The 22,115-nt window shown below is 43.7% G+C and carries 20 protein-coding genes; 14 read left to right on the top strand and 6 right to left on the bottom strand.

The genetic code is table 11. The annotated features are described in order from the left end of the window. Positions 1-22 precede the first annotated feature (22 nt). Both HC246_RS14360 and HC246_RS14365 read left to right on the top strand, forming a co-directional pair. On the top strand, positions 23-298 hold the full coding sequence (locus HC246_RS14360) for a hypothetical protein (RefSeq protein ID WP_169363970.1): 276 nt from the start codon (positions 23-25) through the stop codon (positions 296-298). After that, on the top strand, positions 246-632 hold the full coding sequence (locus tag HC246_RS14365; protein ID WP_225902960.1) for a type II toxin-antitoxin system RelE/ParE family toxin: 387 nt from the start codon (positions 246-248) through the stop codon (positions 630-632). The genes HC246_RS14360 and HC246_RS14365 overlap by 53 nt, the downstream gene beginning before the upstream one ends. Here HC246_RS14365 and HC246_RS14370 read toward each other — a convergent pair. Then, positions 623-838, bottom strand: coding sequence for a hypothetical protein (locus HC246_RS14370; RefSeq protein ID WP_169363971.1), 216 nt, complete (start codon positions 836-838; stop codon positions 623-625). The genes HC246_RS14365 and HC246_RS14370 overlap by 10 nt on opposite strands. On the opposite strand from HC246_RS14370, the gene HC246_RS14375 reads away from it, so the two are divergent. From HC246_RS14375 to HC246_RS14400, 6 genes are all read left to right on the top strand, one after another. Continuing rightward, the gene (locus HC246_RS14375; RefSeq protein WP_169363972.1) at positions 837-1,103 is read left to right on the top strand and encodes a hypothetical protein; all 267 of its coding nucleotides are present in this window, start codon (positions 837-839) and stop codon (positions 1,101-1,103) included. The genes HC246_RS14370 and HC246_RS14375 overlap by 2 nt on opposite strands. Continuing rightward, entirely contained in the window at positions 1,090-1,263 is a 174-nt protein-coding gene (locus HC246_RS14380) for a hypothetical protein (RefSeq protein WP_169363973.1), read from the top strand. The genes HC246_RS14375 and HC246_RS14380 overlap by 14 nt, the downstream gene beginning before the upstream one ends. 222 nt (positions 1,264-1,485) lie before the next feature. Further along, positions 1,486-2,490 carry an ArsJ-associated glyceraldehyde-3-phosphate dehydrogenase gene (locus tag HC246_RS14385; RefSeq protein WP_169363974.1) on the top strand — a complete coding sequence of 335 codons (1,005 nt, stop codon included), beginning with the start codon at positions 1,486-1,488 and terminating at the stop codon, positions 2,488-2,490. 180 nt (positions 2,491-2,670) lie between these two features. Further along, complete coding sequence (gene arsJ, locus HC246_RS14390) at positions 2,671-3,930, top strand: organoarsenical effux MFS transporter ArsJ (protein WP_169363975.1); 1,260 nt, start codon at positions 2,671-2,673, stop codon at positions 3,928-3,930. Between the two features lie 54 nt (positions 3,931-3,984). Next, positions 3,985-5,334, top strand: a complete 1,350-nt coding sequence (locus tag HC246_RS14395) for a methylglyoxal synthase (RefSeq protein WP_169363976.1) — start codon at positions 3,985-3,987, stop codon at positions 5,332-5,334. A 308-nt stretch (positions 5,335-5,642) separates the two neighbouring features. Continuing rightward, complete coding sequence (locus tag HC246_RS14400; RefSeq protein ID WP_169363977.1) at positions 5,643-6,137, top strand: HNH endonuclease; 495 nt, start codon at positions 5,643-5,645, stop codon at positions 6,135-6,137. A gap of 294 nt (positions 6,138-6,431) precedes the next feature. Here HC246_RS14400 and HC246_RS14405 read toward each other — a convergent pair whose 3' ends face one another. After that, positions 6,432-9,254, bottom strand: coding sequence for a M16 family metallopeptidase (locus tag HC246_RS14405; protein ID WP_169364606.1), 2,823 nt, complete (start codon positions 9,252-9,254; stop codon positions 6,432-6,434). Between the two features lie 560 nt (positions 9,255-9,814). On the opposite strand from HC246_RS14405, the gene HC246_RS14410 reads away from it, so the two are divergent. Continuing rightward, positions 9,815-10,444 (top strand): DUF3318 domain-containing protein, encoded by a 630-nt coding sequence (locus HC246_RS14410; RefSeq protein WP_169363978.1) that lies wholly within the window; start codon positions 9,815-9,817, stop codon positions 10,442-10,444. A 54-nt stretch (positions 10,445-10,498) separates the two neighbouring features. Here HC246_RS14410 and HC246_RS14415 read toward each other — a convergent pair whose 3' ends face one another. Together HC246_RS14415 and psbP are read right to left on the bottom strand one after the other, a co-directional pair. After that, positions 10,499-11,653, bottom strand: a complete 1,155-nt coding sequence (locus tag HC246_RS14415) for a SpoIIE family protein phosphatase (protein WP_169363979.1) — start codon at positions 11,651-11,653, stop codon at positions 10,499-10,501. Between the two features lie 95 nt (positions 11,654-11,748). Continuing rightward, a complete protein-coding gene (psbP, locus tag HC246_RS14420) occupies positions 11,749-12,297 on the bottom strand; it encodes a photosystem II reaction center PsbP (protein WP_169363980.1) in 549 nt (182 codons plus the stop codon). Positions 12,298-12,733: 436 nt separating this feature from the next. On the opposite strand from psbP, the gene HC246_RS14425 reads away from it, so the two are divergent. From HC246_RS14425 to HC246_RS14445, 5 genes are all read left to right on the top strand, one after another. Continuing rightward, entirely contained in the window at positions 12,734-12,940 is a 207-nt protein-coding gene (locus HC246_RS14425) for a hypothetical protein (protein ID WP_169363981.1), read from the top strand. A 165-nt stretch (positions 12,941-13,105) separates the two neighbouring features. Beyond that, complete coding sequence (locus tag HC246_RS14430; RefSeq protein ID WP_169363982.1) at positions 13,106-15,154, top strand: endonuclease MutS2; 2,049 nt, start codon at positions 13,106-13,108, stop codon at positions 15,152-15,154. Positions 15,155-15,275: 121 nt separating this feature from the next. After that, a complete protein-coding gene (locus HC246_RS14435) occupies positions 15,276-16,100 on the top strand; it encodes a hypothetical protein (RefSeq protein ID WP_169363983.1) in 825 nt (274 codons plus the stop codon). A gap of 79 nt (positions 16,101-16,179) precedes the next feature. Next, positions 16,180-19,836: a tetratricopeptide repeat protein gene (locus HC246_RS14440; RefSeq protein ID WP_169363984.1), complete on the top strand. Its 3,657-nt coding sequence runs from the start codon at positions 16,180-16,182 to the stop codon at positions 19,834-19,836. 298 nt (positions 19,837-20,134) lie between these two features. Further along, on the top strand, positions 20,135-20,335 hold the full coding sequence (locus tag HC246_RS14445) for a DUF433 domain-containing protein (RefSeq protein WP_169363985.1): 201 nt from the start codon (positions 20,135-20,137) through the stop codon (positions 20,333-20,335). A gap of 117 nt (positions 20,336-20,452) precedes the next feature. On the opposite strand, the gene HC246_RS14450 is transcribed toward HC246_RS14445, so the two are convergent. Both HC246_RS14450 and HC246_RS14455 read right to left on the bottom strand, forming a co-directional pair. Beyond that, positions 20,453-21,136 (bottom strand): hypothetical protein, encoded by a 684-nt coding sequence (locus HC246_RS14450; RefSeq protein ID WP_169363986.1) that lies wholly within the window; start codon positions 21,134-21,136, stop codon positions 20,453-20,455. Between the two features lie 109 nt (positions 21,137-21,245). Then, complete coding sequence (locus HC246_RS14455) at positions 21,246-22,073, bottom strand: helix-turn-helix domain-containing protein (protein ID WP_169363987.1); 828 nt, start codon at positions 22,071-22,073, stop codon at positions 21,246-21,248. Positions 22,074-22,115 lie beyond the last annotated feature (42 nt).

The raw sequence follows: 22,115 nt of genomic DNA on the forward strand, positions 1-22,115 counted from the left end.
GATTGTAGAGATACTGATAAATATGAAACGTACACAAGTAAAAGTAAATCTATCTCTTCCTTTCAAAGCTCTCGTAGAAATGATGAGTTCCCTAGAACTACGCGAGAAAATCAAGCTGCGAGAACTATTAGATCGAGATATTGCCAAAACTCAACAAAAATCTCAAAACCTACCTTCACAAGAAACCTATCAGGAACTCGAACCTGCGATAGAAAGTTTTCGACGTGGTTGGGATGACGTAATGAATGGCAGAACTAGACCAATTTCAGATCTTTGGGATGGGATTGATGTCGATTGATCCATTAGTTGAACTTAAATTCTCAGAAGAGTTCAAAAATAAACTTCGCGATTTATCAAAAAAGTATCGTAATATTCGCGCAGACTTACAGCCAGTTCTTGACGACCTCCAAGCAGGAAATTTTCAAGGCGATCAAATAGCTAACGTTGGCTATACGGTTTTCAAATTGCGGATTAAGAATCGAGACAACAAAAAAGGTAAAAGCGCAGGTTACAGAGTCATTTACTACGTCAAAACAGCTACATCGGTTTTTCTAGTTACGATTTACTCAAAATCTGAGCAGTCAAACATCCCAGCCGCAGAGATTCGCCGTATTCTGGCTAACTATGAATAAAGTTTCTGATTGAGAGCGCCAGCAATTTTCTGTAACATTGACAGCGAAGGCAAATCATCATCAGCATCCTCAAGCAAGAGCGATCGCCGATTGTTTAGTTCCAATGCAATCGTTGGATTTTGTTTGGGTTTGATGAGAGGCGATCGCACTCTAGATTTAGCGATCAGCGATATAAAATATAACAATGATAAGAGGATGATCTTCATGGCGATCGCAACACCAAACGCACTAACAGATAACCGTATCCGCTACGTCACCAACACCGAAGGCGAAACAATCGATGTAATTGTCCCCGTTGAACTCTGGCAACAAATCATCAACTCCATCACCATTGATACTGTCATATCTCAACAAGAAGATAATTTAGAAGCCTTCGCTTTGCAAAACTTAGAACAGTGCTATGGAGAAGATGAACCTGAGTACCCATTAGAGTTAATCAAAGAACACAACAGCAATTATGCAAGAAAGTAAAATCATTCTTACTCCTTACAAACAACCAATTGATCGCCTCAAGCGCCACATGGCAGAATATCAGCTTCAACTAAAACGAGCCATTGCAGCCATTAATATTCTCGAAACAGCTAGTCCAGACTCCGATTCAGCAAACTATCATTCGCAACAAATCAACTAAGCTTTATCCGTCAATTCCAAAGCAGTTTTAGTTTGTGATTCCAATGACGCTGTTATAGCGATCGCCTATTTCTAAGTTGGCTTAACATCCAAACGATGACTAATCTTAATTCAACTTTTGGTGTTGACAGATTTCCATTATTATAGCCAGAATAAATATATTGACTATTATAAATATTTATCTTAATCAATATTTAAAGCATACTTAACCTTTAGATAATCTATGGCTGTGCGCGTTGGTATTAATGGCTTTGGCAGAATTGGCAGATTGGCTCTGCGAGCTGCTTGGGAGTTTCCTGAATTAGAATTTGTGCATATTAACGAAATCAATGGCGGCGCAGAAGCTGCTGCACATTTACTCAAATTTGACTCGGTACATGGACGCTGGCAACAAGATGTACAAGTAATCGGTGATCGCATCCAAATTGATCGTAAACCCCTCAGCTTTAGCGAATATGCCAAACCTGAACTAGTCAACTGGCAAGACTTAGGCGTTGATATCGTATTGGAATGTTCTGGCAAATTCCGCACCCCCGAAACCCTAAATCCCTATTTCACCAAAGGTGTAAAGAAAGTCATCGTCGCGGCTCCAGTGAAGGAGGAAGCCCTAAATATCGTCATGGGAATTAACGATCATCTCTACGATCCTGAAAAGCATCATCTATTAACAGCAGCATCTTGCACTACCAATTGTCTCGCGCCTGTAGTGAAAGTCATCCATGAAGGATTAGGAATTAAGCATGGTGTGATTACCACGATTCACGACAATACAAATACTCAAACCCTTGTCGATGCACCGCACAAAGATTTGCGTCGTGCTAGGGCTTCGGCTTTGTCCCTAATTCCCACTACAACGGGATCGGCAACTGCGATCGCTCTCATCTATCCTGAACTCAAGGGCAAGTTAAATGGATTAGCCGTGCGTGTGCCTTTGCTGAATGCTTCGCTTACGGATTGTGTGTTTGAAGTGGAAAGAGAAACCACAATTGAGGAAGTCAATCAACTATTAAAAACAGCCGCCGAATGTGAGTTGAAGGGGGTTTTAGGTTATGAAGAACGTCCCTTAGTTTCTATTGATTACAAAGACGATTCGCGATCGTCGATTATTGATGCCCTCTCGACAATGGTTGTCGATCGCACTCAGGTAAAGATTCTTGCTTGGTATGACAACGAATGGGGCTATTCCTGTCGCATGGCGGAATTAGCGAGAAAAGTGGCTTCGTTCTAAGACCCTCACCCCCCAGCCCCCTCTCCCGCAGGAGAGGGGGAGCGAAGAAGATATTTTTTGCTTTTTCTTCTTTCAATGAGAAAGAGAGAGCAAAGAACGCATATTTCTTTCTTGTTCCCCTCTCCTGCGGGAGAGGGGCTAGGGGTGAGGGCAAATCATCTAAACTTTGAGAGATTTATCATGCCCCCTTCTACTGCATCCCAAGCAAACTTCAAGAACTATGTTCTTGTCACCCTCACCTATTGGGGATTTACGATTACCGATGGCGCTCTGCGACTGTTGGTATTACTCTATTTTAATAACATTGGCTATACCCCGATTCAAATTGCCTCTCTATTTCTATTCTATGAAGTCTTTGGAGTTATTACTAACTTCTTCGGTGGATGGATTGGCTCACAATTAGGGCTGAAAGTTACACTCTATACAGGAATTGGATTACAGATTTTCTCCTTAGTACTGTTATCCTTTCTGAATCCTGAATGGGCGCAGTGGCTAGCGGTTCTCTATGTGATGATTGCACAGGCTTTTTCAGGAATTGCTAAAGACTTGACCAAAATGAGTACCAAAAGTGCGATTCGTTTAGTCGTGCCGCAGGATGCTCAATCGGCTTTGTTTAAATGGGTGGCGATTCTCACAGGTTCTAAGAATGCTCTTAAAGGTGTAGGCTTTTTTGTCGGTAGTGCTTTATTAGGACTATGTGGTTTTGTGAATTCCCTATGGATTATGGCGGGAGGTTTATTCCTGCTGCTGTTTACAGGTTTATTCTTACCAAAGGGCATGGGCAAAATCAAAGCAAAAGTTAAGTTCAAACAACTCTTTTCTAAAAGCCCTGAAATTAATCTCCTATCAGCAGCAAGATTCTTTCTCTTTGGTTCTAGAGATGTGTGGTTTGTCGTGGGACTGCCTGTATTTTTGCGAAGTGTTTTAGGTTGGTCGTTTTATCAGGTTGGTGGCTTCTTAGCTTGTTGGGTAATTGGCTATGGCATTATTCAATCCCTCGCACCGACATTAATTAAGCGATTTGGTTCTGGTCAGCCGCCACGATCGCAAACTGTACGATTCTGGACAACATCCCTCATTGCGGTTCCTGCGATCATTGCGATCGCTCTGCAATTAAATCTCCCCGCAAACCTAGTAATCATGGTTGGCTTACTGATTTTTGGTGTCGTCTTTGCCTTTAACTCGTCTGTGCATTCTTATTTAGTTCTCGCCTTTACCGATGATGATAAAGTCGCTCTAAATGTGGGCTTCTATTACATGGCAAATTCGGGAGGACGCTTAGCAGGCACGGTTCTATCGGGTTTGATTTATGAATTTTATGGATTGATTGGCTGCCTATGGGTATCCGCAATCATGGTTTTAGCTGCGGCTGTGATTACGCACAAGTTACCCGATCCTGAAACCCCAAAAGCGATCGCATGGAAATCTGATGGAGAATAGTATCGGACGCATCTTTGTAGATTCCTGTACGAAGCAAAATCAAAAAACAGTACCATGCCAATCTCTATTGCTTTTATCGCCCATGACACCCAAAAAGCAGATATGGTCGCACTGGCGCAAAAGTACCACGTAACTTTGTCTCGCTATAATTCCCTTGCGACTGCAAATACTGGTAAGCAAATTCAATCCGCCACAGGTCTACCTTTCGAGCTAGTGCGATCGCAACGGGATGGTGGTGATATTGAAATTGCTGCTCGTGTAATTGCAGGGGAAGTTGCCTGTGTCATCTGGCTATTCGATCCCGATCATGCTCCACTCCTCGGCTCCAATCTTCTAAATTTATTGCGAATATGCAAAATCTATAATGTCCCTCTGGCGACGAACCTTGCCACCGCAAATATCGTGCTGCAATCACTAGGCAAAAGTCGTATTGCCCATCTGATTTTTAACCCCATTGCAGGACAGGGCAATCCTGACGCGGATCTCGCCATGATTCGCCAAATTTTGGAACCCCATGTGCAATTAAAAATTATTTTCACAAAGCCCAATCTGAACCCTACCGATCAAGCCAAAACTGCGATCGCGACAATTCAAGAGGGGAACTCCACAGCTTCTGACACCGATTTTATTATTGCTTCTGGTGGCGATGGGACGGTTTCCGCAGTAGCCAATGCTTTAATTGGCACAGGCATTCCCCTTGGGATTATTCCTAGAGGTACTGCTAATGCTTTCTCCGTAGCATTGGGGATTCCAACGGGGTTAAAGGCAGCTTGCGAAAATATCCTCACAGGCAATACCTGTATTGTCGATGCTGCCCGTTGTAATGACTTGCCGATGATTTTGCTAGCTGGTATTGGCTTTGAAGCGGAAACCGTGGAACGCGCTGATCGAGACATGAAAAATCTCTTAGGAGCCTTTGCCTATTTCCTTGCAGGGGCGCAACAACTTTTAGAACAGAAGCTCTTTACCGTTGAAGTGGAAATTGATGGATCGGTCACTCAGTTTCAATGTGGAGCGATGACTATTGCCAATGCTGCGCCTCCAACTTCAGTGCTGGCACAAGGTTGGGGAGAGGTGATTCCTAACGATGGGTTACTTGATGTGACGATCGCCATTTCCAAAAATGAGAGCCTCAATCTTTCCGATCGCCTATTAGCGATCGATGTCATCGGCAAGCTATTTGCGTCTGCATTAGTCAAAACCCCCATCGAAAATGAAGTCTTAGTCTGTTTCCGAACTAACAAAATCAAGGTTACGGCAATTCCACCGCAAAAAGTGGTAGTAGATGGTGAGATTATTGGTACAACTCCCGTTGAAGTAGTCTGTATCCCTAACGGATTAACGGTTTTTGCGCCACTAGTTAATAGTTTACTCCCAGTCAAAAAAACAGCCGAATCGCATTAAATTGATTACATGGAGTGGTGCAAAGGATTTCCTAGTCTAATTGAGTTGACTTCAGCTTTGAGCTGAAAACTAAAGTTTTTAGTTTGTTTTCTAAGTAGTTAGGCATAAGTAAACCTAAAACCCAAATTATTGTTGTGCCCGCTATGCGGGCACAACAATAATTTGGGTTTGATGCTGAGCTACTTAGCCGTTTAAGTTATTTAAGCCCTATAACCAAGGGAAATTCTGATTTTTGTTGTAGTTACCCAAGATGTGTGTAGATTTTTGGTTAGCTGTGCTAGCATCTTTTGTGAGTTCGCTGGATAGTAATGGCAAAAGTCCTTGTACTAAACGCATCCTATGAGCCGCTGAACATTACCAATTGGCAGCGTGCAATTGTGTTGGTCATAAAAGGTAAAGCAGAACAAGTCGAACATAATGGCAAGATGGTCTATCCAGGGATGCCACTGCCCACCGTGATCCGAATGCTGCAATATGTCAGTATTCCCTATAAAGAAATCCCGCTTACCCGTCGTAATATCCTCCATCGTGATGCCCATTCCTGTCAGTACTGTGGGCATACGGGGGATGACCTCACCCTCGATCATGTTTTGCCGCGATCGCGTGGTGGTGGTGATAGCTGGGACAATATTATTACGGCCTGTGTACGGTGTAATGTCAAAAAAGGCAATCGCACGCCCAAGGAGGCAGGGATGCCACTCAAAAAACAACCGCGCCGCCCCCATAGTGGTTTGCATTTTGAGGTAACGAAATATTTGAGGTCAGGTAATCATGACGAATGGCAAAAATATATTATTCATTAAAAAAGGGTGATTTCGCTTAGCGAAATCACCCTTTTTTAATGCACTACTTAGGCTCTTGCGGATAAAAAATGTCCTACCAAAGTTAGCTTCGACTTCGCTCAGCTACCGTTGCTTCGACTTCGCTCAGCTAACGTTGGCTGAGCGGAGTCGAAGCCACAGGTACTTTAATTAATAGCAAGTCCCTTATTAGTGAAGTACAGAGAATTATTTCCTCGCTGAAGGCGGAGCAATAATTCCTATTAATTTAGTGAAGTACAGAGGATTATTTCCCCGCCTTCGGCGGGGAAATAATTCCTATTTAGGTACTACAGACACAATCAGGAGATTGTCGGGTTGTAATAACTCCTTAGCAGCGCGATTAACCTGTTCTAGGGTTACGGACTGGATGCGTTGTGGATACTTGTAAAAATCACCCACTGGTAAGCCGTAGATTTCATCGCTGAGGAGAGATTCGGCAATGCTATCAGGATCAGCAAATTCCGTGGAGAAATTATTAATCAAGCTCTTTTTGGCAACATCAAATTCCGCTTGGGTGATGCCCTTATTCCGCACATCCTTGAGAAGTGCTACCGTGGCAGCGATCGCCTTTTGTGTATCCTTGCCACTAGTTTGCATCTGCACGATAAATGCGCCCTGTGGTGGTCTACCCGCTTGGAAATAGCTATAGATGCCATAGGTCAAACCAAGGCGATCGCGAATTTCTGTACCGAGACGACTTGCTAGGGTATCACCGCCGAGGACTTGGTTTAACACCAATGCAGGATAGTACTGAGGGTCAGAACGGGAAATACTGGGATGTCCCATGATCGTAACGGCTTGGGTCTTACCAGCGAGAGATTCTTGTTTCTCTGTGGTTTTGGCAATCTGCTCTACTTTAGGATATTGAAACTTAGGAGCTTTGCCATTAGCTTTCCAATTGCCAAGTTTCTCTTCAAGCAACTGCTTAACTACGGCTGGATCAAAATCTCCCGTCAAAGTGAGAATCGTATTATCAGGACGATAATAGGTTTTATAGAACTTCGCTAAATCTTCTCGCTTTAAAGATTTCAGTGATTCTTCCGTTTTCATCGCATTAAAGGGATGACCTTTGGGATAGAGCGTTGATTGGAAGATCCGCCTTGCTAGGGAACCGGGGCTATCGAGTTCGGATTTAAAGGATAATAAATTGCGCTGAAGGTTCAGATCAAATTCTTTCTCAGGGAATGTGGCATTTTGCAAGAGATCGGCTAATTGATCGATCACAATCGGTAAATCCTTTGCCATCGCAATTCCCGAAACGCCAACACTTTCACGTCCTGCCGAAAATCCTAATCTTGCGCCGAGATTTTCTAAGCGAGAGGCAAGAGTAAGCGCATCTTTAGAAGTTGTGCCATTTGTGAGATTTTGAGCAGTAATACCAGCTAAGCCAGCCTTCTTAATGGAGTCAAATCCTGCCCCTGCCTTGATTTCGCCAACGAGGGTGACACTGGGGGTACTGCGATCGCGCAATAGTAGCACCTTCAATCCATTCGCTAGGGTAAATTTATCGGGCTGTACCGCAGTTGGGGTTCCTGCCTTGGCAATCAAAGCACTCTCTGGCAAATACTTAGCAACTTCCGCAGGATCGACGGGAGAGCTAGGTTTAAAGGCTTCCGATGAATGGGAATTGCTAGGCGTTGTCCCTGCACCCTCCGTGATCACCGATGGCTCAAAATATCCAACCACACGGCGATCGCTTTGGAGATATTGCTTCGCGACACGCTGTACATCGGCAATTGTGACCTTCTCAACTGCATCTAAATAGCGATCGCTATAGCGATAATCCTTGGCAATGGTCTGGTTGTAAGCGATCTGACTTGCCTGTGAACCAATATCGCGATTACTCAGGATATAGGTCGCCCGCATACTGACTTTGGCGCGTTCCAGTTCCTCTGGGGCAATGGGCTGAGTTTGGACTTTCTCGATCTCTTCAAGGATGAGGCGATCGAGATCTTCGAGGGATTTACCTGTGGTTGGGGTGGCACTTACCAAATACCAACCAGTGCCAATCTGAGTTGATGAACTGCCGCTAACACTACTGGCTAAACCTGTCTCTACTAAAGCTTGATAGAATCGCGAACTTCTACCCGAAGTCAGAATATTGTCTAATACATCAACTGCCGCAACATCAGGGCTATCGACATTAGGTAAATTCGGATAAAGCGACTGCAAGAAGGGCACACTTCCTGGTTCCTTGAGGCGAATTACTTCCTTGCTAGATCTTGGCTCTGGCGGCTGAGGTTTTTGCTTTTGGGCTTCAGGGGAGAGGATGTCTTGGGGTTTGGGTGGAGCCTTAATTGCACCGAAGATTTCCTTCACTTTTTTGAGCGTAGCTTGTGTCTCGAAATTACCCACGATGACCAAGGTGGCATTATCGGGACGATAAAAAGTACGGTAATAATTTTGAATATCTTCAACCGTATAGTTTTCCACTTCAGGACGGTAGCCAATGACTGGCCATCCATAGGAGCTATCGGGATAAGCCGCGAGCATTACTTGCCGATATAGTCTAGTACCGGGGTTGTTATTTCCGCCATCTAGCTCTGACAAAACTACGGTGCGTTCACTTTTGAGTTCCTTGTCACCTGCGACCGTGTTAACCATGCGATCGGCTTCTAGTTGCAGCATGGCTTCCAGTTTATCGCTGCCAGTTGTGCCGAAATAGGCGGTCATGTCATAGCTAGTAAAAGCATTGGAATTACTACCCAAGGCACTAAATAAGCGTCCAAACTGGATCGGACGGTCTTTTGTACCTTTAAACATCAAATGTTCAAGTTGGTGGGAAATACCTGTAATGCCGCGTTTTTCGTTTTGGGAACCCACGCGATACCAAACTTGGACACTGACTACAGGAGCCGTATTGACTTCCTTAGTTAATACCGTTAGTCCATTATCTAAGACTGTTTTAACAACGTCACCTGTCAATGAGTTATTTGATGAGGCAGGCGATCGCTTTAATGTCTTAGCAACTAGATCAGGTTGAGCAGCCTGTGCTTGACCTCCCCCTAGTTGTAGAAATGATTGCGAAAATAGGGGTAAGTTACCGAGCATCACTACTGCGATCGCTGTAGCTAAGCCACGACTCAAAAAAGAGAGCATAAAATTACGCTTCACCGAAATCTCCACGAAATACAGACTTTATTATAGTTGTGCTAGCAGACTAGGAAGTTCCCAAGGGCAAAAAGCCGTTTTAAAGATATCCCACTAGAAGTTGAGGTCTTGAGAAATGACAGTAATCGTCCTTTGTATGTCACAGCGATCGGTATCGATGAAGTTGAGGCAAGAGGTTATAGATAATTCAAATAAAAAATAGGGCTTCGACTCCGCTCAGCCAACGTATATAGATGGCTGAGCGGAGTCGAAGCCTCTTTTAACTTATTTAGAACTGCTATATATCCAAAAAATACATGGCAATCACCACTTGCCAACCATGTTAAAAGCCGTGGATCGACTCTGTAGAGATGCCAATCCATGAATATTTTTAGATTTTGTGCCCCTAAATATAAAACCTAAAAGCCTGTGGTGCACGCGCAGCGTGCACCACAGGCTTTTAGGTTTTATATTTATTTGAAATAACAAAAGTACAAGTCGTTAAAACTTATACTAAGATCTAGATTTAGTGACAAGTCCTTCAAAACTCTGAACTTTGACGAAGATTCATGCCATCTCCAACTTCTTCCCTCCGAAATACCTTTGCTAGAACTGAGATTCGTCGCCTGCAAGATCTGCTCCCCCCTGAGCTACAAGCATGGGTAAAAGTCCTGAATGCCGATGGTGTCCGCCCTCCACTGATCGCCTGTGAAGAAGCTGGCGGCGATGAGGTAGTAATTTTGGTCGATATGGTGCGCTGGGAACGGCTGGCTGAAGATCAGCGCAATCTCCTATATTGGCATGAGGTTGCTCGTATCCAGAATGACGCAGTGCCCAAGGATGGTTGGGAGGTTGCAGCCCTAGCGATCGGACTTGGTGGTGCAGTTGGCGAGTTATGGGTACAAAATGGTTTGCTATTTGTGCTGGCTCTGGGTATTTGCGGTGTTGCAGGTTTTCAACTCTGGCGCAAAGGTACAAGCAAAAAAGATATTCGCAATTTAATTGAGGCTGACCAAGGTGCAATTCGCTTAGCCGTGCGTAATGGCTATCCTTTGCCTGCGGCTTACAAGAGTCTAGGCAGTGCATTAAAAATTATGCTTAGTGATGCGTCTAAGGGGCGATCGCGGACATTAATCGAAAAGCGTCTTGATGCTCTGCGCTCTGAGGCAAATAAAGCAAGACGTAATTACGAAAACTAAATAATAAAAGAGGACGCTTTGCGTCCTCTTTTATTATTTAGGGATTTGCGCTGACTATAGATTAAATTCAACTTCTAATAGGGACAAATCATCCTCAAAGGGGCGATTATTAGCGGCTTCCTTGACGCAAGATAAGATGTATTCAATTCTTGATGAGCGATCGCTGGGAATGCGGATAAAAGTATCGATTAACGCATTAAATCCCCAAATACTTCCATCTTCCTGTGGTAACTCATAAACACCATCGCTAAATAGGTATAGTCTGCTATTGGTATCAATTTCACAAACCTGCTCCTGATAGCTAATATCAGGCATCATTCCAATGGGCAAACCAGAGGTTTTTAATAGCTTGATTTTCGGCATTTCTTCGCTAGAAATCAGCACCGATGGTGGATGCCCAGCGCTTGAATACACTAGTTGATGTGTTTGCTTGTCATACACGCCATACCAAATAGTGAAATACATATCATTATGTACAGACATCTGAAATGTATTATTGAGGTCAGCTAAGACTTCGCTAGGACTATAGAAATTTGTAGTGTTTTGGGAGGTGCGACTATGCCTCAAACTGCGGGTACGCATCAGATTTAAGACAGAAACTGACAGTAACGCCGAACCAACCCCATGTCCTGAAACATCTAGTAAATAAAATGCTAGATGATCGCTATCGAGCCAGAAATAGTCGAAACTATCACCACCAAGCTGCGTTGATGGCAAAAAGCTAGATTGAATTGCGATGTCCCCTTCAAGTGGTTCAGGTAAAAGCGATCGCACATATTGTGAAGCCTGAAATAATTCTTGCTCGATTACTTGCTTTTGCCTTTGGAGTTCTTGGGTGGCTTGATAGAGCCTTAGTCCAGCCCTGACCCTTGCCCGTAATTCATTAATTCTTGGCGGTTTACTTAAGAAATCGTCTGCCCCCATTTCCAAACCACGAACCAAGTCTCCCTCTTGATCCCGTGCGGTCAGTAAAATCAGGTAAATATTAGATAATTCAACATTACTCTTGATCCGATTACATACCTCCAGACCATCCATGACTGGCATCATCCAATCACAAATAATCAGAGATGGATGTAATTCTTTCGCCTTAGCTAAGCCTTCCTCGCCATCTTTTGCCATAGCTACTTCATAGCCCTGTCCCTTGAGAAACTTCTGAAGGGTCAGTCTGATGGTTGGATCGTCATCAATGATGAGAATTTGAGGCATATTGATGTGTCAGGCTTACAAGACACTTACATTATTGGCTCATGTCAACAATGTAAGTGTATAAAATTTAGTTTCTAAAGTAATTCCTAAATAATTTATTCATCAATTGCAAAGGATTTCGCAACTCTGGCAAATAAATCCTTGACTTTTTCCCAGCGTCTTTCTGAGCTAGAAATACTGAGAGTATAGAGATTACCGCGATTGGTCGATACGGTTACAAGATCATGGCGAGGTTCACCCTGTAAACGTTTAACCGCATATTCAAAGGTGTAATAGCTGCGATCGCCTACTTCTCTTTGCTCAGCATTTAGAAGTTGTGCTTGCCGCCCTGAACCTTGTGGGGCAACGACTCTCTGCTGCACGCGTAAACCAATTGCTTCAGGCTCGCCAATTTCCTCTAGTGATTTCACGGTTTCTAGTTTGCTAATGGCAATAGATACATTTTCTGAAGGTTCGATGATGTCATGGAACAAAATATCGATCGCCGAATTTCCTTTTGTTTCTGTCCAACCATTGGGGTATAGAAATCGATAGCCGTCCTTACTATCTGCAAATGGAACTAAGCCACTTGTAGGTGTACTAGCACAACTGGTCAGCAAGAGGGCAAACACCACAAGCAAGGTAGAGACAGCACGTTTGAGCATAATTCAGAATATTAAATGAAATAAATAGAGGATGAATTGCGAATAAATTGCGAAAACCCTGACAAAAATCTTATCAAAAAAAATAGCTGGTAAAACCTGCTGGCAACTACCTTGTTTGATCAAGCTAAGTCAATACCTAGGATACCTTAATGCACAGGCTTCTAATGTAAATGGTTTTAATATCCGCCATTCTTAGGATGAGACGGACTTTGCAAATTACTTTGGGGTTTATTTAATTTTGATCGCCTAAGCGCTAGGTATTTTTAACTAATGTAAAGTATTACATCAAAAGATTACGCTTCGTATCCAACCATCGAGGGCATTAACCCTAGTATGATAAGTTCTATATCGAAAGTCATAGAAAAGACTTGATTTAAATCAAATAAATTCAGCATCATCTTTAAAAGTTTAAATTTAGTTTACATTCACATAGTTTATGAGAGGTAACGTGGTGACTAGCAACAAATCTGTAGAACTGCAACAAGGTGATCTCAGCGAATACGTCGCACATTTGCAATTACATATGGCTTTGCAAGCCCGTAACCTCGTCCCGAATTTGAGCAGCGATCGCACTCAGGATAGCCGTAGCAGAATGCTATCGCGCACTCAAGCGGATTTCGAGAGATTGGCTTCTCGCCTATAGTTGCAAAAAGAGGTGCTTTGCGCCTCTTTTTTTATGTAGACATTTTATGTAGACAAGGGGCTTAAGCCCCTTGTTTTCAAATTTTTGGCACAATAGAAAAGTAAGATCAAAGGGAGTCAGCTTTGCTGACTCCCTTTGATGAAGAAAAGACTATTTTGAGGTGTCATGCAGGCTGAGACGTTAGAACTGTTGGAGTGGAATCGGCTATGTCAGCATTTATCAACATTTACAACGACGAAGCTGGGGGCGATCGCGGCGGTACATTTGCCGATACCCGATCGCTATGATCAGACATTAGAGCTATTGACTCAAACTAAAGAGGCATATTCCCTTGAGGAACGCAATGCTGGGGTGTCTTTAGATGGGATTCAGAATATTACTGAGGCGGTATTACGGGCGGAGAAACAGGGGATTTTGTCCGCAGGTGAGCTATGGGCGATCGCCACGACTTTGGCAGGGGCGCGAAATTTGCGCCGACAGTTAGACAATGCGGATTACTGTCCAAATTTGCAGATTTTAGCTAGCGAATTGCGGACTTATCCTGATGTGGAGCAGGAAATTTATCGCTGCATCGATGAAGGGGGCAATGTTTTAGATCGGGCTTCGGTACGTTTGGGGGAAATCCGTGATGAGTTAACCTCCGTGCGCGATCAAATTTTGACCAAGTTGCAAAATATCATGCAGCGCAATGCTAGCTCTTTGCAGGAGCAGATCATTACCCAACGCAACGATCGTTATGTGCTTTCGGTCAAATCGCCCCAACGCGATCGCATTCCGGGGGTAATTCATGATACTTCCAGCACAGGTATGACATTATTTGTCGAGCCGAATTCGATCGTGCAGTCTAATAATCGCTTGCGGCAACTCCTGAAAATGGAGCAGGCCCAAATCGAAATTATTTTGGAGAATTTGAGTGCCAAGGTAACGGCGATCGCTGAGGATTTGCAGAAATTACTGATTATCGTCACCAAGATTGATTTGGCAGTAGCAAGGGCAAGGTATGCCTATTGGTTAGGCGCAAATCCACCCCACTTTACTGATCATGAAGCGATCGTGCTCCGTCAGCTACGACATCCTCTATTAGTTTGGCAACAACGCAACGAAGAGGGACGCGAAGTTGTACCTGTGGATGTATTGGTATCCCCACAGATTTCCGTAGTTGTAATTACGGGACCAAATACAGGTGGTAAAACGGCAACTTTAAAAACCTTTGGCTTAGCCGCATTAATGGCAAAGGCAGGCATGTATATTCCTGCGAAGGAACCTGTGGAATTGCCTTGGTTTGATCTTGTCCTTGCGGATATTGGTGATGAGCAATCACTCCAACAAAATCTCTCGACCTTTTCGGGACACATTCGCCGCATCGGTCGCATTCTTGATGCGATTTCCCCACAATCCCTAGTACTACTCGATGAAGTTGGCGCAGGGACTGACCCCTCCGAAGGCAGTGCGATCGCTACAGCACTATTGGAATATCTGGGAGAACATACGCGCCTCAGTATTGCCACTACTCACTTTGGCGAACTCAAAGCCCTGAAATATCAAAATCCCAAATTTGAGAATGCTTCTGTGGAATTTGATGATGCCTCCCTTGCACCGACCTATCATTTGCTATGGGGGATTCCCGGACGCTCGAATGCTTTGGCGATCGCAGGGCGCTTAGGTTTGCCACAGGATATTCTCGAAGCCGCTCAAGTGCGTGTGGGCATTGGTTCGGCAGAAATGAATGAAGTGATCGCCGAACTCGAAGCACAGCGTCGCGAACAAACGCAAAAAACACAGGCAGCCGCGCATTTATTAGCGGAAACTGAACGCTTGCATCGAGAAATTCTGGATCGTGCGGAAAAAATGCGATCGCAGGAAAAGGAATTACGTGAGCGTCAAGAGAAGGAAGTCCAAGCTGCGATCGCGCAAGCTCAAAAGGAAGTCGGTCGAGTGATTCGCAAATTGCAAAAAGGAGAACAACTAGGCGAACAAGTCGCTGCGGATGTGCAACGCACTGAGCAGAGAATTGAGGAATTAACGAAGCGTCATATGCCCGTAATCCATGAAGAGAAAATCGAGGTAAAGGTGAAAGTAGGTGATCGCGTTCGGATTCCCAAATTTGGCAAAATCGCTCAAGTTCTCACCGCTCCCAATAGCTCTGGTGAGTTTTCAGTACGGCTTGGTACAATGAAATTATCAGTTAATGTGACGGATATCGAGATAATTTAATTCACTTCCATCAATGGATTCGATAGTAGGATGGGTGTTGAGAAATTTTTCGGTTTAGCGATTCTGTAGCATTTATAATATAACAACTACAAGCACCTTGCATCTTGAGAGACAAAATCTGATGAAGTTAATAACGGAAAAGGCTGAGTTATTCTTCGATTTAATGTGGTCATTACAGTTTTTTATCAATACAGAATTAAAGATTCTTACAAAGATAAAAAACCGCAAAGAGTATGCTGCATTACCGCAAAAAGATAAACAAGTTGTAAGAGAAAAGATCTATGAGCAGCCAGAACTAATAGATAAATATATTGCTAGTAATCCAGATAGACTTAATGACAATCATCTATCCATAATAAAACAATGGAAAAACTTTATAAAGGGTGATTTCTATATAGAGCGATATCTGAAAAATCATGCGATATTTGTTGGTGATAATAATGTCTATGGTGTTCTAGGGTTGCATGATGCATTTGATCATTTATTCCCCAGCAATTACTTGCCAATATATGTAAAAACGATACTTCTGCCATTTCAAGGGAGAATTGTTTACGATGGACTAATGCAGGTTTATCAAGTTTCTTTTGGTGGCGGTATTAAGCGATCTTTGTCAGAAACTTATATGCAGGCAAAACAAAATAATAAAATTATTACGACCTTAGAAAAAACAAGGGTAAAGATCGAGAGCAAGGCTTTTGTAGAAGTAGAACAAGAAAATATTTGGACTAATGAGATTGAACAGCTTAAATCATTGTCAAAAAAGCTAAAGGGTGGGGATGGACAACCAGCCATTAACAGTCCAGTATTTAGTTTAGTTAAGGCAAGTATAGCTTTGGCAGATAAAGCATTGTTTGATCCATCAGATATAGACGCTCTAACGAAAGAACTCCAAAAAGTTGAAAGAGCAGTCAGGAAGGTTGAGAACACATTAGATCGGATGCTTTAGCGTCAAGTCGATTTGCCTGCGACTGAATTATTATTAGCACTAGGCTTGAATAACTATTTTTTATAGTGGGATTTGTGCGATGCCTGTCATTACCATTCGTGAAGGACAACAGACGGATTCGGGCTTTGCGGCGACTCTGAGTATTGAGGGGCGGAATTATGCGATCGCGATTAATACTCCCTTAATATCGGCATCGGATGAGGCGAAGTGGGAGTGGTATTTCGAGCAGTGGTTGCAATATCCGATGTTGGATACGACTAGGGCTGAGCAGGTGGCGGCTAGCATTAGGGACTATGGGGAGAGTTTGTTTGACCAAGTGTTTAGCGATCGCCGTGCTTTTGCGGACTATTCACGATTGCGAGATGATTTGGGGTCGTTGCGGTTTGAGATTGAGGGGAGTAATCCAGAGTTTCAGGCTTTGCATTGGGAGGCGTTGCGCGATCGCGATTTGCCGCGACCTTTGGCGGTGGACTGTGTGATGGTAAGGAAAAGTACGCTGCCAACGCCTGTGATGGCTGGGGTGAATCCTTCGCCGACTTTGAATTTGTTGATGGTGACAGCGCGACCTTTTAAGGAGGATGTGGCTTATCGGGTGGTGTCGCGTCCTTTGATTGAGGCGATCGCCAATAGTCAGTTGCCAGTAAAGATCGATTTGCTGCGTCCTGCGACCTTTGAGGCTCTGTCGAATCATTTGGAGGAGAAGGGGGCGGGGCATTATCACATGATTCATTTTGATTGTCATGGGGCTTTGCTGCCATACACAACCTGTGAGCGGGTGATGCTGGGTGGGAATTTGACCTTTAAGCCACGTTATGGCAGAAATCCGCTTGCGCCCTATCAGGGGGTAAAGGCGTTTGTGGTGTTGGAGAGTGATGTGGATGGGGAAGAGGATTTGGTGGAGGCGACGGAGTTGGCGGCGTTGCTGACGGGGAAGCGGATTCCTGTCTGTATGCTGAATGCTTGTCAGTCGGGGAAACAGTTGGGATCTGAGGCGGCGGCGGATCAGGGGGCGGACTATCGCGAGACGAGTCTTGGTAGTCGGTTGATGACGGCGGGTATGCAGATGGTGGTGGCGATGGGCTATAGCGTCACGGTGACGGCGGCGACAGTGATGATGAAGGCGGTGTATGAGCAGATTTTCAATCGGAAGCTATTGGAAGATGCGGTGCGGTTGGGGCGGCGCGAGTTGTTTAACCAAAAGGAACGGCAAGCTTATTATGACTATGTGATTCCGTTAGAAGATTGGTTGTTGCCTGTGGTGTATGGCACGCAGCAGGTGAATTTGAATTTGCGGGAGTTTACGGCGCGAGAAGAGGAGGCTTATTTTGAGTCGTTGGGTCGGGCGTTTGAGTTTGTGCTGCCTGAGTATGATTTTGTGGGGCGGGATTTGGATATTCTCAGGATTGAGAAAGCGTTGGCGCGGCACAATATGCTGCTGTTGCAGGGGATGGGCGGTACTGGTAAGACGACGCTGTTAAATTTTTTGCGGGAATGGTGGGAGAAGACGCATTTTGCGGATGGTGAGAAAGGGGAGCAGATTTTCTATTTTGGTTACGATGAGAGGGCTTGGACGCTTGAGCAGATTTTGTTTGAGTTGGGACAGAGGCTGTATGACCGCTTTGAGATGGGCAGGTTTCAGGCGATGAGTCAGGCGGCGCAAGTGCCGAAGTTGGTGGCGCTGTTGCGGGGTGCGGGTCATGTGTTGATCTTGGATAATTTGGAGTCGGTGACGGGGGAACCTTTGGCGATTCCGAATACTTTGCCGCAAGCGGAACAGGTGAAGTTACGCGATTTCCTGAAGAAGTTAGCGGGGGGCAAGACGCGGGTGATTTTTGGGTCGCGCTGTGGTGAGGATTGGTTAAAGGCGGCGACTTTTCAGCAAAATGTGTATGGGTTGCGGGGGCTAGACCAAGAGGCGCGGACGCTGTTGGCGCAAAGGATTTTGGCGCGTCATGTACCGCAGAGGGTGAAGGCGATCGAAGCCGATCCAGAGTTTACAAGGTTAATGAAGGTGTTGGCGGGGTATCCGTTGGCGCTGGAGGTGGTGTTGCCAAATCTGAAAAGTCAATCGCCTTCGCAGGTTTTGGATGCGTTGCAGGCGGCGGATTTTGATTTGGATAGTGGGAGTGAGGACAAAACCAAGAGTATTTTGAAGTGTGTGGAATATTCCCACAGTAATTTGTCGCCCGATGCTCAAAGATTATTGATTTGTCTGGCTCCGTTTAGCAGTTTTATCGATCGTAGTGATTTACCGAATTATGCGAAGCAATTACAAAAGCTAGAACCATTTCAGGATTACGATTTTGCGAATTTTGACGCGGCGATTCAGGAGGCGATTAATTGGGGCTTATTGGAAGGAATGGATGGGTCAAATCGACTGCTGACGATTCAACCGATTTTCCCCTATTTCCTGAAAACTAAGTTAGCGAGTTTAGATGAAGCGACCTGCAAGGCGCTGCAAGAGGGTTTTAAGATTCACTATCAAGGTTTGGCAGAATCCTACAGTCAGTTAATGGAATCAAAAGATCCACAAAAACGCCAGATGGGGATCTTTTTCTGTCGATTGGAATACGAAAATCTCTACAATGCGCTACAAACTTGTTTGGCTAATCAAGAAAGTATTAATATTTTCTTCTGTTTGGCTGAATACTTCAAAGTTATTAATGACATCCAAAGCCGCCTTAAACTATCAAAATTTGTAGTTCAAGAACAAGAAGCCTATCCGCTAGAAATTCGCAAAGGCGAAATAGGTATTGAATTTGTAATGGCAAGAGAAAGATTGTCTTACTGCTACGTGGAATTACAAGAATATGGACAAGCAAAAGAATCCTATCAAGTAGTTTTAAGTCTGTATAAAAGATTGAAAGATTTTGATAATCGTGAAAGAGGACTCGCACTTGCCAACACATACCATCAGTTGGGAAGAGTAGCCCAAGAATTGCGAGAATATGGAGAAGCGCGGCAAAACTATCAACAGGCTTTGGCGATCAAAATCGAATTTGGAGATCGCTACTCCCAAGCTGGCACATACCACCAGTTGGGAAAATTAGCCCAAGACTTGCGAGAATATGGAGAAGCGTGGCAAAACTATCAACAGGCTTTGGCGATCAAAATCGAATTTGGAGATCGCTACTCCCAAGCTGGCACATACGGGAATTTAGGCGCGGTTGCCTTAAACTTGAGAGAATATGAAGAAGCCAAACTAAATTACAAACAAGCCATTTCAATCTTTGATGAATTTAACGATCGCTACAAACAAGCAACTGCCTACCACCAGCTAGGAATAGTTGCCCAAGAATTGCGAGAATATGGAGAAGCGCAACAAAACTATCAACAGGCTCTCGCGATCTTTATTGAATTTGACGATCGCTACTCCCAAGCCAGTACATACCACCAGTTGGGAATGATAGCCCAAGACTTGGGAGAATATGAAGAAGCGCGGCAAAACTATCAACAGGCTCTTGCGATCAAAATCGAATTTGGCGATCGCTACTCCCAAGCCAGTACCTATGAAGGTTTAGGTCGCGTTGCGGAAGATTTAGAAGAGTTTCCAGAAGCAAAAAACAATTTCTTACAAGCTTTGCGTATTCGGCATGAATTTAAGGATGAATACGGTATTCAAACCTATGTTCTACCTAATTTTGCTCGTCTCTATCAAACCACAAAGGATGAGAGACTGATAGAAGAGATTTCTCAGGTTTTAGGCATAACTCTTGAAGAAGTTAAGCAAAGTTAGAATCAACTTAAAATTTGATGGATTGCGAGAATATGGAGAAGCGCGGCAAAACTATCAACAGGCGATCTTATCAAGGAAAAATTAAAAAGGAAAAAGGAAAAAATGGATGATGATATTTATCGCTATTTAGCTGAAGTATAATAAATTCAGGTGTTTAGCTGCCCAAAAACATGACACCAAAAACCTTTCCAGACTCTAAAATTAACCTTGTCAAGCGAGCGATCGATCCCAACACAGAACTAAGCCAAAACTGGATCAAAGCAAATCGCAAACAATTTAGCACTTAGGGAGCAATTACATGAACTGGGAAACTTATATTCACTCCGATCCAGATATTTTAGTTGGCAAGCCAGTCATCAAAGGCACAAGGCTTTCCGTCGAATTTATTTTGGGCTTATTGTCCGCAGGTTGGACAGAACAACAAATATTTGAGAACTATCCCACTCTAAACCAAAATTCACTCAGAGCCGTATTTGCCTTTACTACTGGAGCGAAATAAAATACGACAGCGAACATTGCGATCGCGATAATCCTTCTGTTATTACAAGGCTTTTTGATGTGATTTAGCAAAATTTATAACCGCAATTTATTAGTGGGGAATTATACTGGACAGCAACTACTGAAATTTAGAAAAGCGATCGCGTTCTTTGTTAATCCGAGATTGAATATCTAGAAAAATATTCTTCACTTCTTCTAAATCAGAACCTAACAGAACTGGAGGCTTGAGCGGTTTTAACACTTCCGTAATAGTAACGGGATATTTTCTAAGCAATTGGGTAATATCTGACTCATACAAAGTTGCGCGATCGAACTGTCCTTGACGATATAAAGAAGGCAGGGCATAGAGTTTGAGGATAATTAAGCCCATAGGAGAAGCGATCGCAATATCCGTAGCATCAGCATAGGAAGTTCTAGAACTACAATGTTTCAACACATACTTAAATACCTTGTTGTTAGTCAATAACAAATCAATCTGAATGTTCTCAAATTGAGCGCGACAAAAATCTTGATCTTTACTGATTACTTCCAGTCCATCTACCCTAGAAATTTGCCCCTCATCAAATACTAGATCGATATCTTCCGTATTGCGTCCCTCAATATAATTAAGCATCGCAATACCACCCACCAAAAGATAATCACCTATCTTCTGTAACTTAATCATCTCAAATAAGCGACGAACACTCTCTGAGTCAGGTAAATTCTGATTACTTGATTGATTACTCAATGACACTTCTCTCCAGTTCTTGATGTCAAAAACAGAAGCATTTCTCAGGATTGTACTAATCGTTTGCCTTTGCATAGAGCTAAATTATATCTCTTTTACAGTACATTGCTAAACTTTATCTTTTGCGATCGTACCCAACCAACAACAACAGCGATCGCAATCAAGATCGAATTTGGAGATCAATTTAAACAAGACTCCAGTTGCGTTCAGTCTCCTCATCTGCGGGGAATAGACACTCAATTCTTATCTCCTGAAGCGTGATGTCATAGGGAGTGCCGAGCGTTGCGATCGTTGAGAAGAACCGCAGATCTAAATTATTTCGCTTGAAGTGAGTTGTCAAAATCAAATCATTTTGTGGCGATTTAGTTGAAGTTTTCCAAAGTTCGGCTGCATCAGGATAATGCATTAGCTCATCAAATAACAGAGTCGATTGTTCACTCTCAATCGATGAATTCGCCTCACGATACACTCTTTGCAGTAAATGTCCAGCCAACTCCTCCCAATTCACAATAAACGGACGTAGCCCCTGCGGATCGAACGCAAAACGCATCAAATTGATTTTTCCATTCACACAAAACAAAGTTTGCAACTTCTCAGGAGCGATGAGTATATTCAGGAATCGGTTAGCCCCTTGATTCGCTAAGAGTAAGTTCCAGTAGCGATCGATTACGATCGCTGGATAGGGTTCTTGCTGACTCAGCATACAATTGATCGCCTTACAAACCGATGCCATTTCAGGAGCTGACAGATCGGTTTCGGTATGAATAGGGGCAAATCCCGCCGCACTCAGCATTAAATTTTGATGTCTAAAAGGAATTTCTAAAACAGTTGCCAATTGCAAAATCATTTCCTGACTAGGTTTCGCACGTCCCGATTCCAAAAAACTGATGTGACGTTGGGAAACTTGACTGGTTAGGGCTAGTTCTAGCTGACTGAAGCTACGGCGATCGCGCCATTGTTTAAGGATCGCGCCAAAGGTTGTTGGCTTCTGCTTAAGATGCCCTTGCTGCATGGTAAGGCTCCTCAAAAAATGAGTTTGATTACCTGTGAGGTA

The organism is Pseudanabaena yagii GIHE-NHR1, assembly GCF_012863495.1.
Classification (GTDB): Bacteria; Cyanobacteriota; Cyanobacteriia; order Pseudanabaenales; family Pseudanabaenaceae; genus Pseudanabaena; species Pseudanabaena yagii.

Excerpts from the sequence above, each read along its gene's own strand:
- HC246_RS14375 (WP_169363972.1), top strand. The coding sequence starts at position 837 with ATGGCGATCGCAACACCAAACGCACTAACAGATAACCGTATCCGCTAC.
- HC246_RS14445 (WP_169363985.1), top strand. The coding sequence starts at position 20,135 with ATGAACTGGGAAACTTATATTCACTCCGATCCAGATATTTTAGTTGGC.
- HC246_RS14400 (WP_169363977.1), top strand. The coding sequence starts at position 5,643 with ATGGCAAAAGTCCTTGTACTAAACGCATCCTATGAGCCGCTGAACATT.
- HC246_RS14415 (WP_169363979.1), bottom strand. The coding sequence starts at position 11,653 with ATGCCTCAAATTCTCATCATTGATGACGATCCAACCATCAGACTGACC.
- HC246_RS14380 (WP_169363973.1), top strand. The coding sequence starts at position 1,090 with ATGCAAGAAAGTAAAATCATTCTTACTCCTTACAAACAACCAATTGAT.
- HC246_RS14410 (WP_169363978.1), top strand. The coding sequence starts at position 9,815 with ATGCCATCTCCAACTTCTTCCCTCCGAAATACCTTTGCTAGAACTGAG.
- HC246_RS14450 (WP_169363986.1), bottom strand. The coding sequence starts at position 21,136 with ATGCAAAGGCAAACGATTAGTACAATCCTGAGAAATGCTTCTGTTTTT.
- HC246_RS14435 (WP_169363983.1), top strand. The coding sequence starts at position 15,276 with ATGAAGTTAATAACGGAAAAGGCTGAGTTATTCTTCGATTTAATGTGG.
- HC246_RS14405 (WP_169364606.1), bottom strand. The coding sequence starts at position 9,254 with ATGCTCTCTTTTTTGAGTCGTGGCTTAGCTACAGCGATCGCAGTAGTG.
- HC246_RS14425 (WP_169363981.1), top strand. The coding sequence starts at position 12,734 with ATGAGAGGTAACGTGGTGACTAGCAACAAATCTGTAGAACTGCAACAA.
- HC246_RS14360 (WP_169363970.1), top strand. The coding sequence starts at position 23 with ATGAAACGTACACAAGTAAAAGTAAATCTATCTCTTCCTTTCAAAGCT.
- arsJ (WP_169363975.1), top strand. The coding sequence starts at position 2,671 with ATGCCCCCTTCTACTGCATCCCAAGCAAACTTCAAGAACTATGTTCTT.
- psbP (WP_169363980.1), bottom strand. The coding sequence starts at position 12,297 with ATGCTCAAACGTGCTGTCTCTACCTTGCTTGTGGTGTTTGCCCTCTTG.
- HC246_RS14440 (WP_169363984.1), top strand. The coding sequence starts at position 16,180 with ATGCCTGTCATTACCATTCGTGAAGGACAACAGACGGATTCGGGCTTT.
- HC246_RS14395 (WP_169363976.1), top strand. The coding sequence starts at position 3,985 with ATGCCAATCTCTATTGCTTTTATCGCCCATGACACCCAAAAAGCAGAT.
- HC246_RS14370 (WP_169363971.1), bottom strand. The coding sequence starts at position 838 with ATGAAGATCATCCTCTTATCATTGTTATATTTTATATCGCTGATCGCT.
- HC246_RS14365 (WP_225902960.1), top strand. The coding sequence starts at position 246 with ATGGCAGAACTAGACCAATTTCAGATCTTTGGGATGGGATTGATGTCG.
- HC246_RS14455 (WP_169363987.1), bottom strand. The coding sequence starts at position 22,073 with ATGCAGCAAGGGCATCTTAAGCAGAAGCCAACAACCTTTGGCGCGATC.
- HC246_RS14430 (WP_169363982.1), top strand. The coding sequence starts at position 13,106 with ATGCAGGCTGAGACGTTAGAACTGTTGGAGTGGAATCGGCTATGTCAG.
- HC246_RS14385 (WP_169363974.1), top strand. The coding sequence starts at position 1,486 with ATGGCTGTGCGCGTTGGTATTAATGGCTTTGGCAGAATTGGCAGATTG.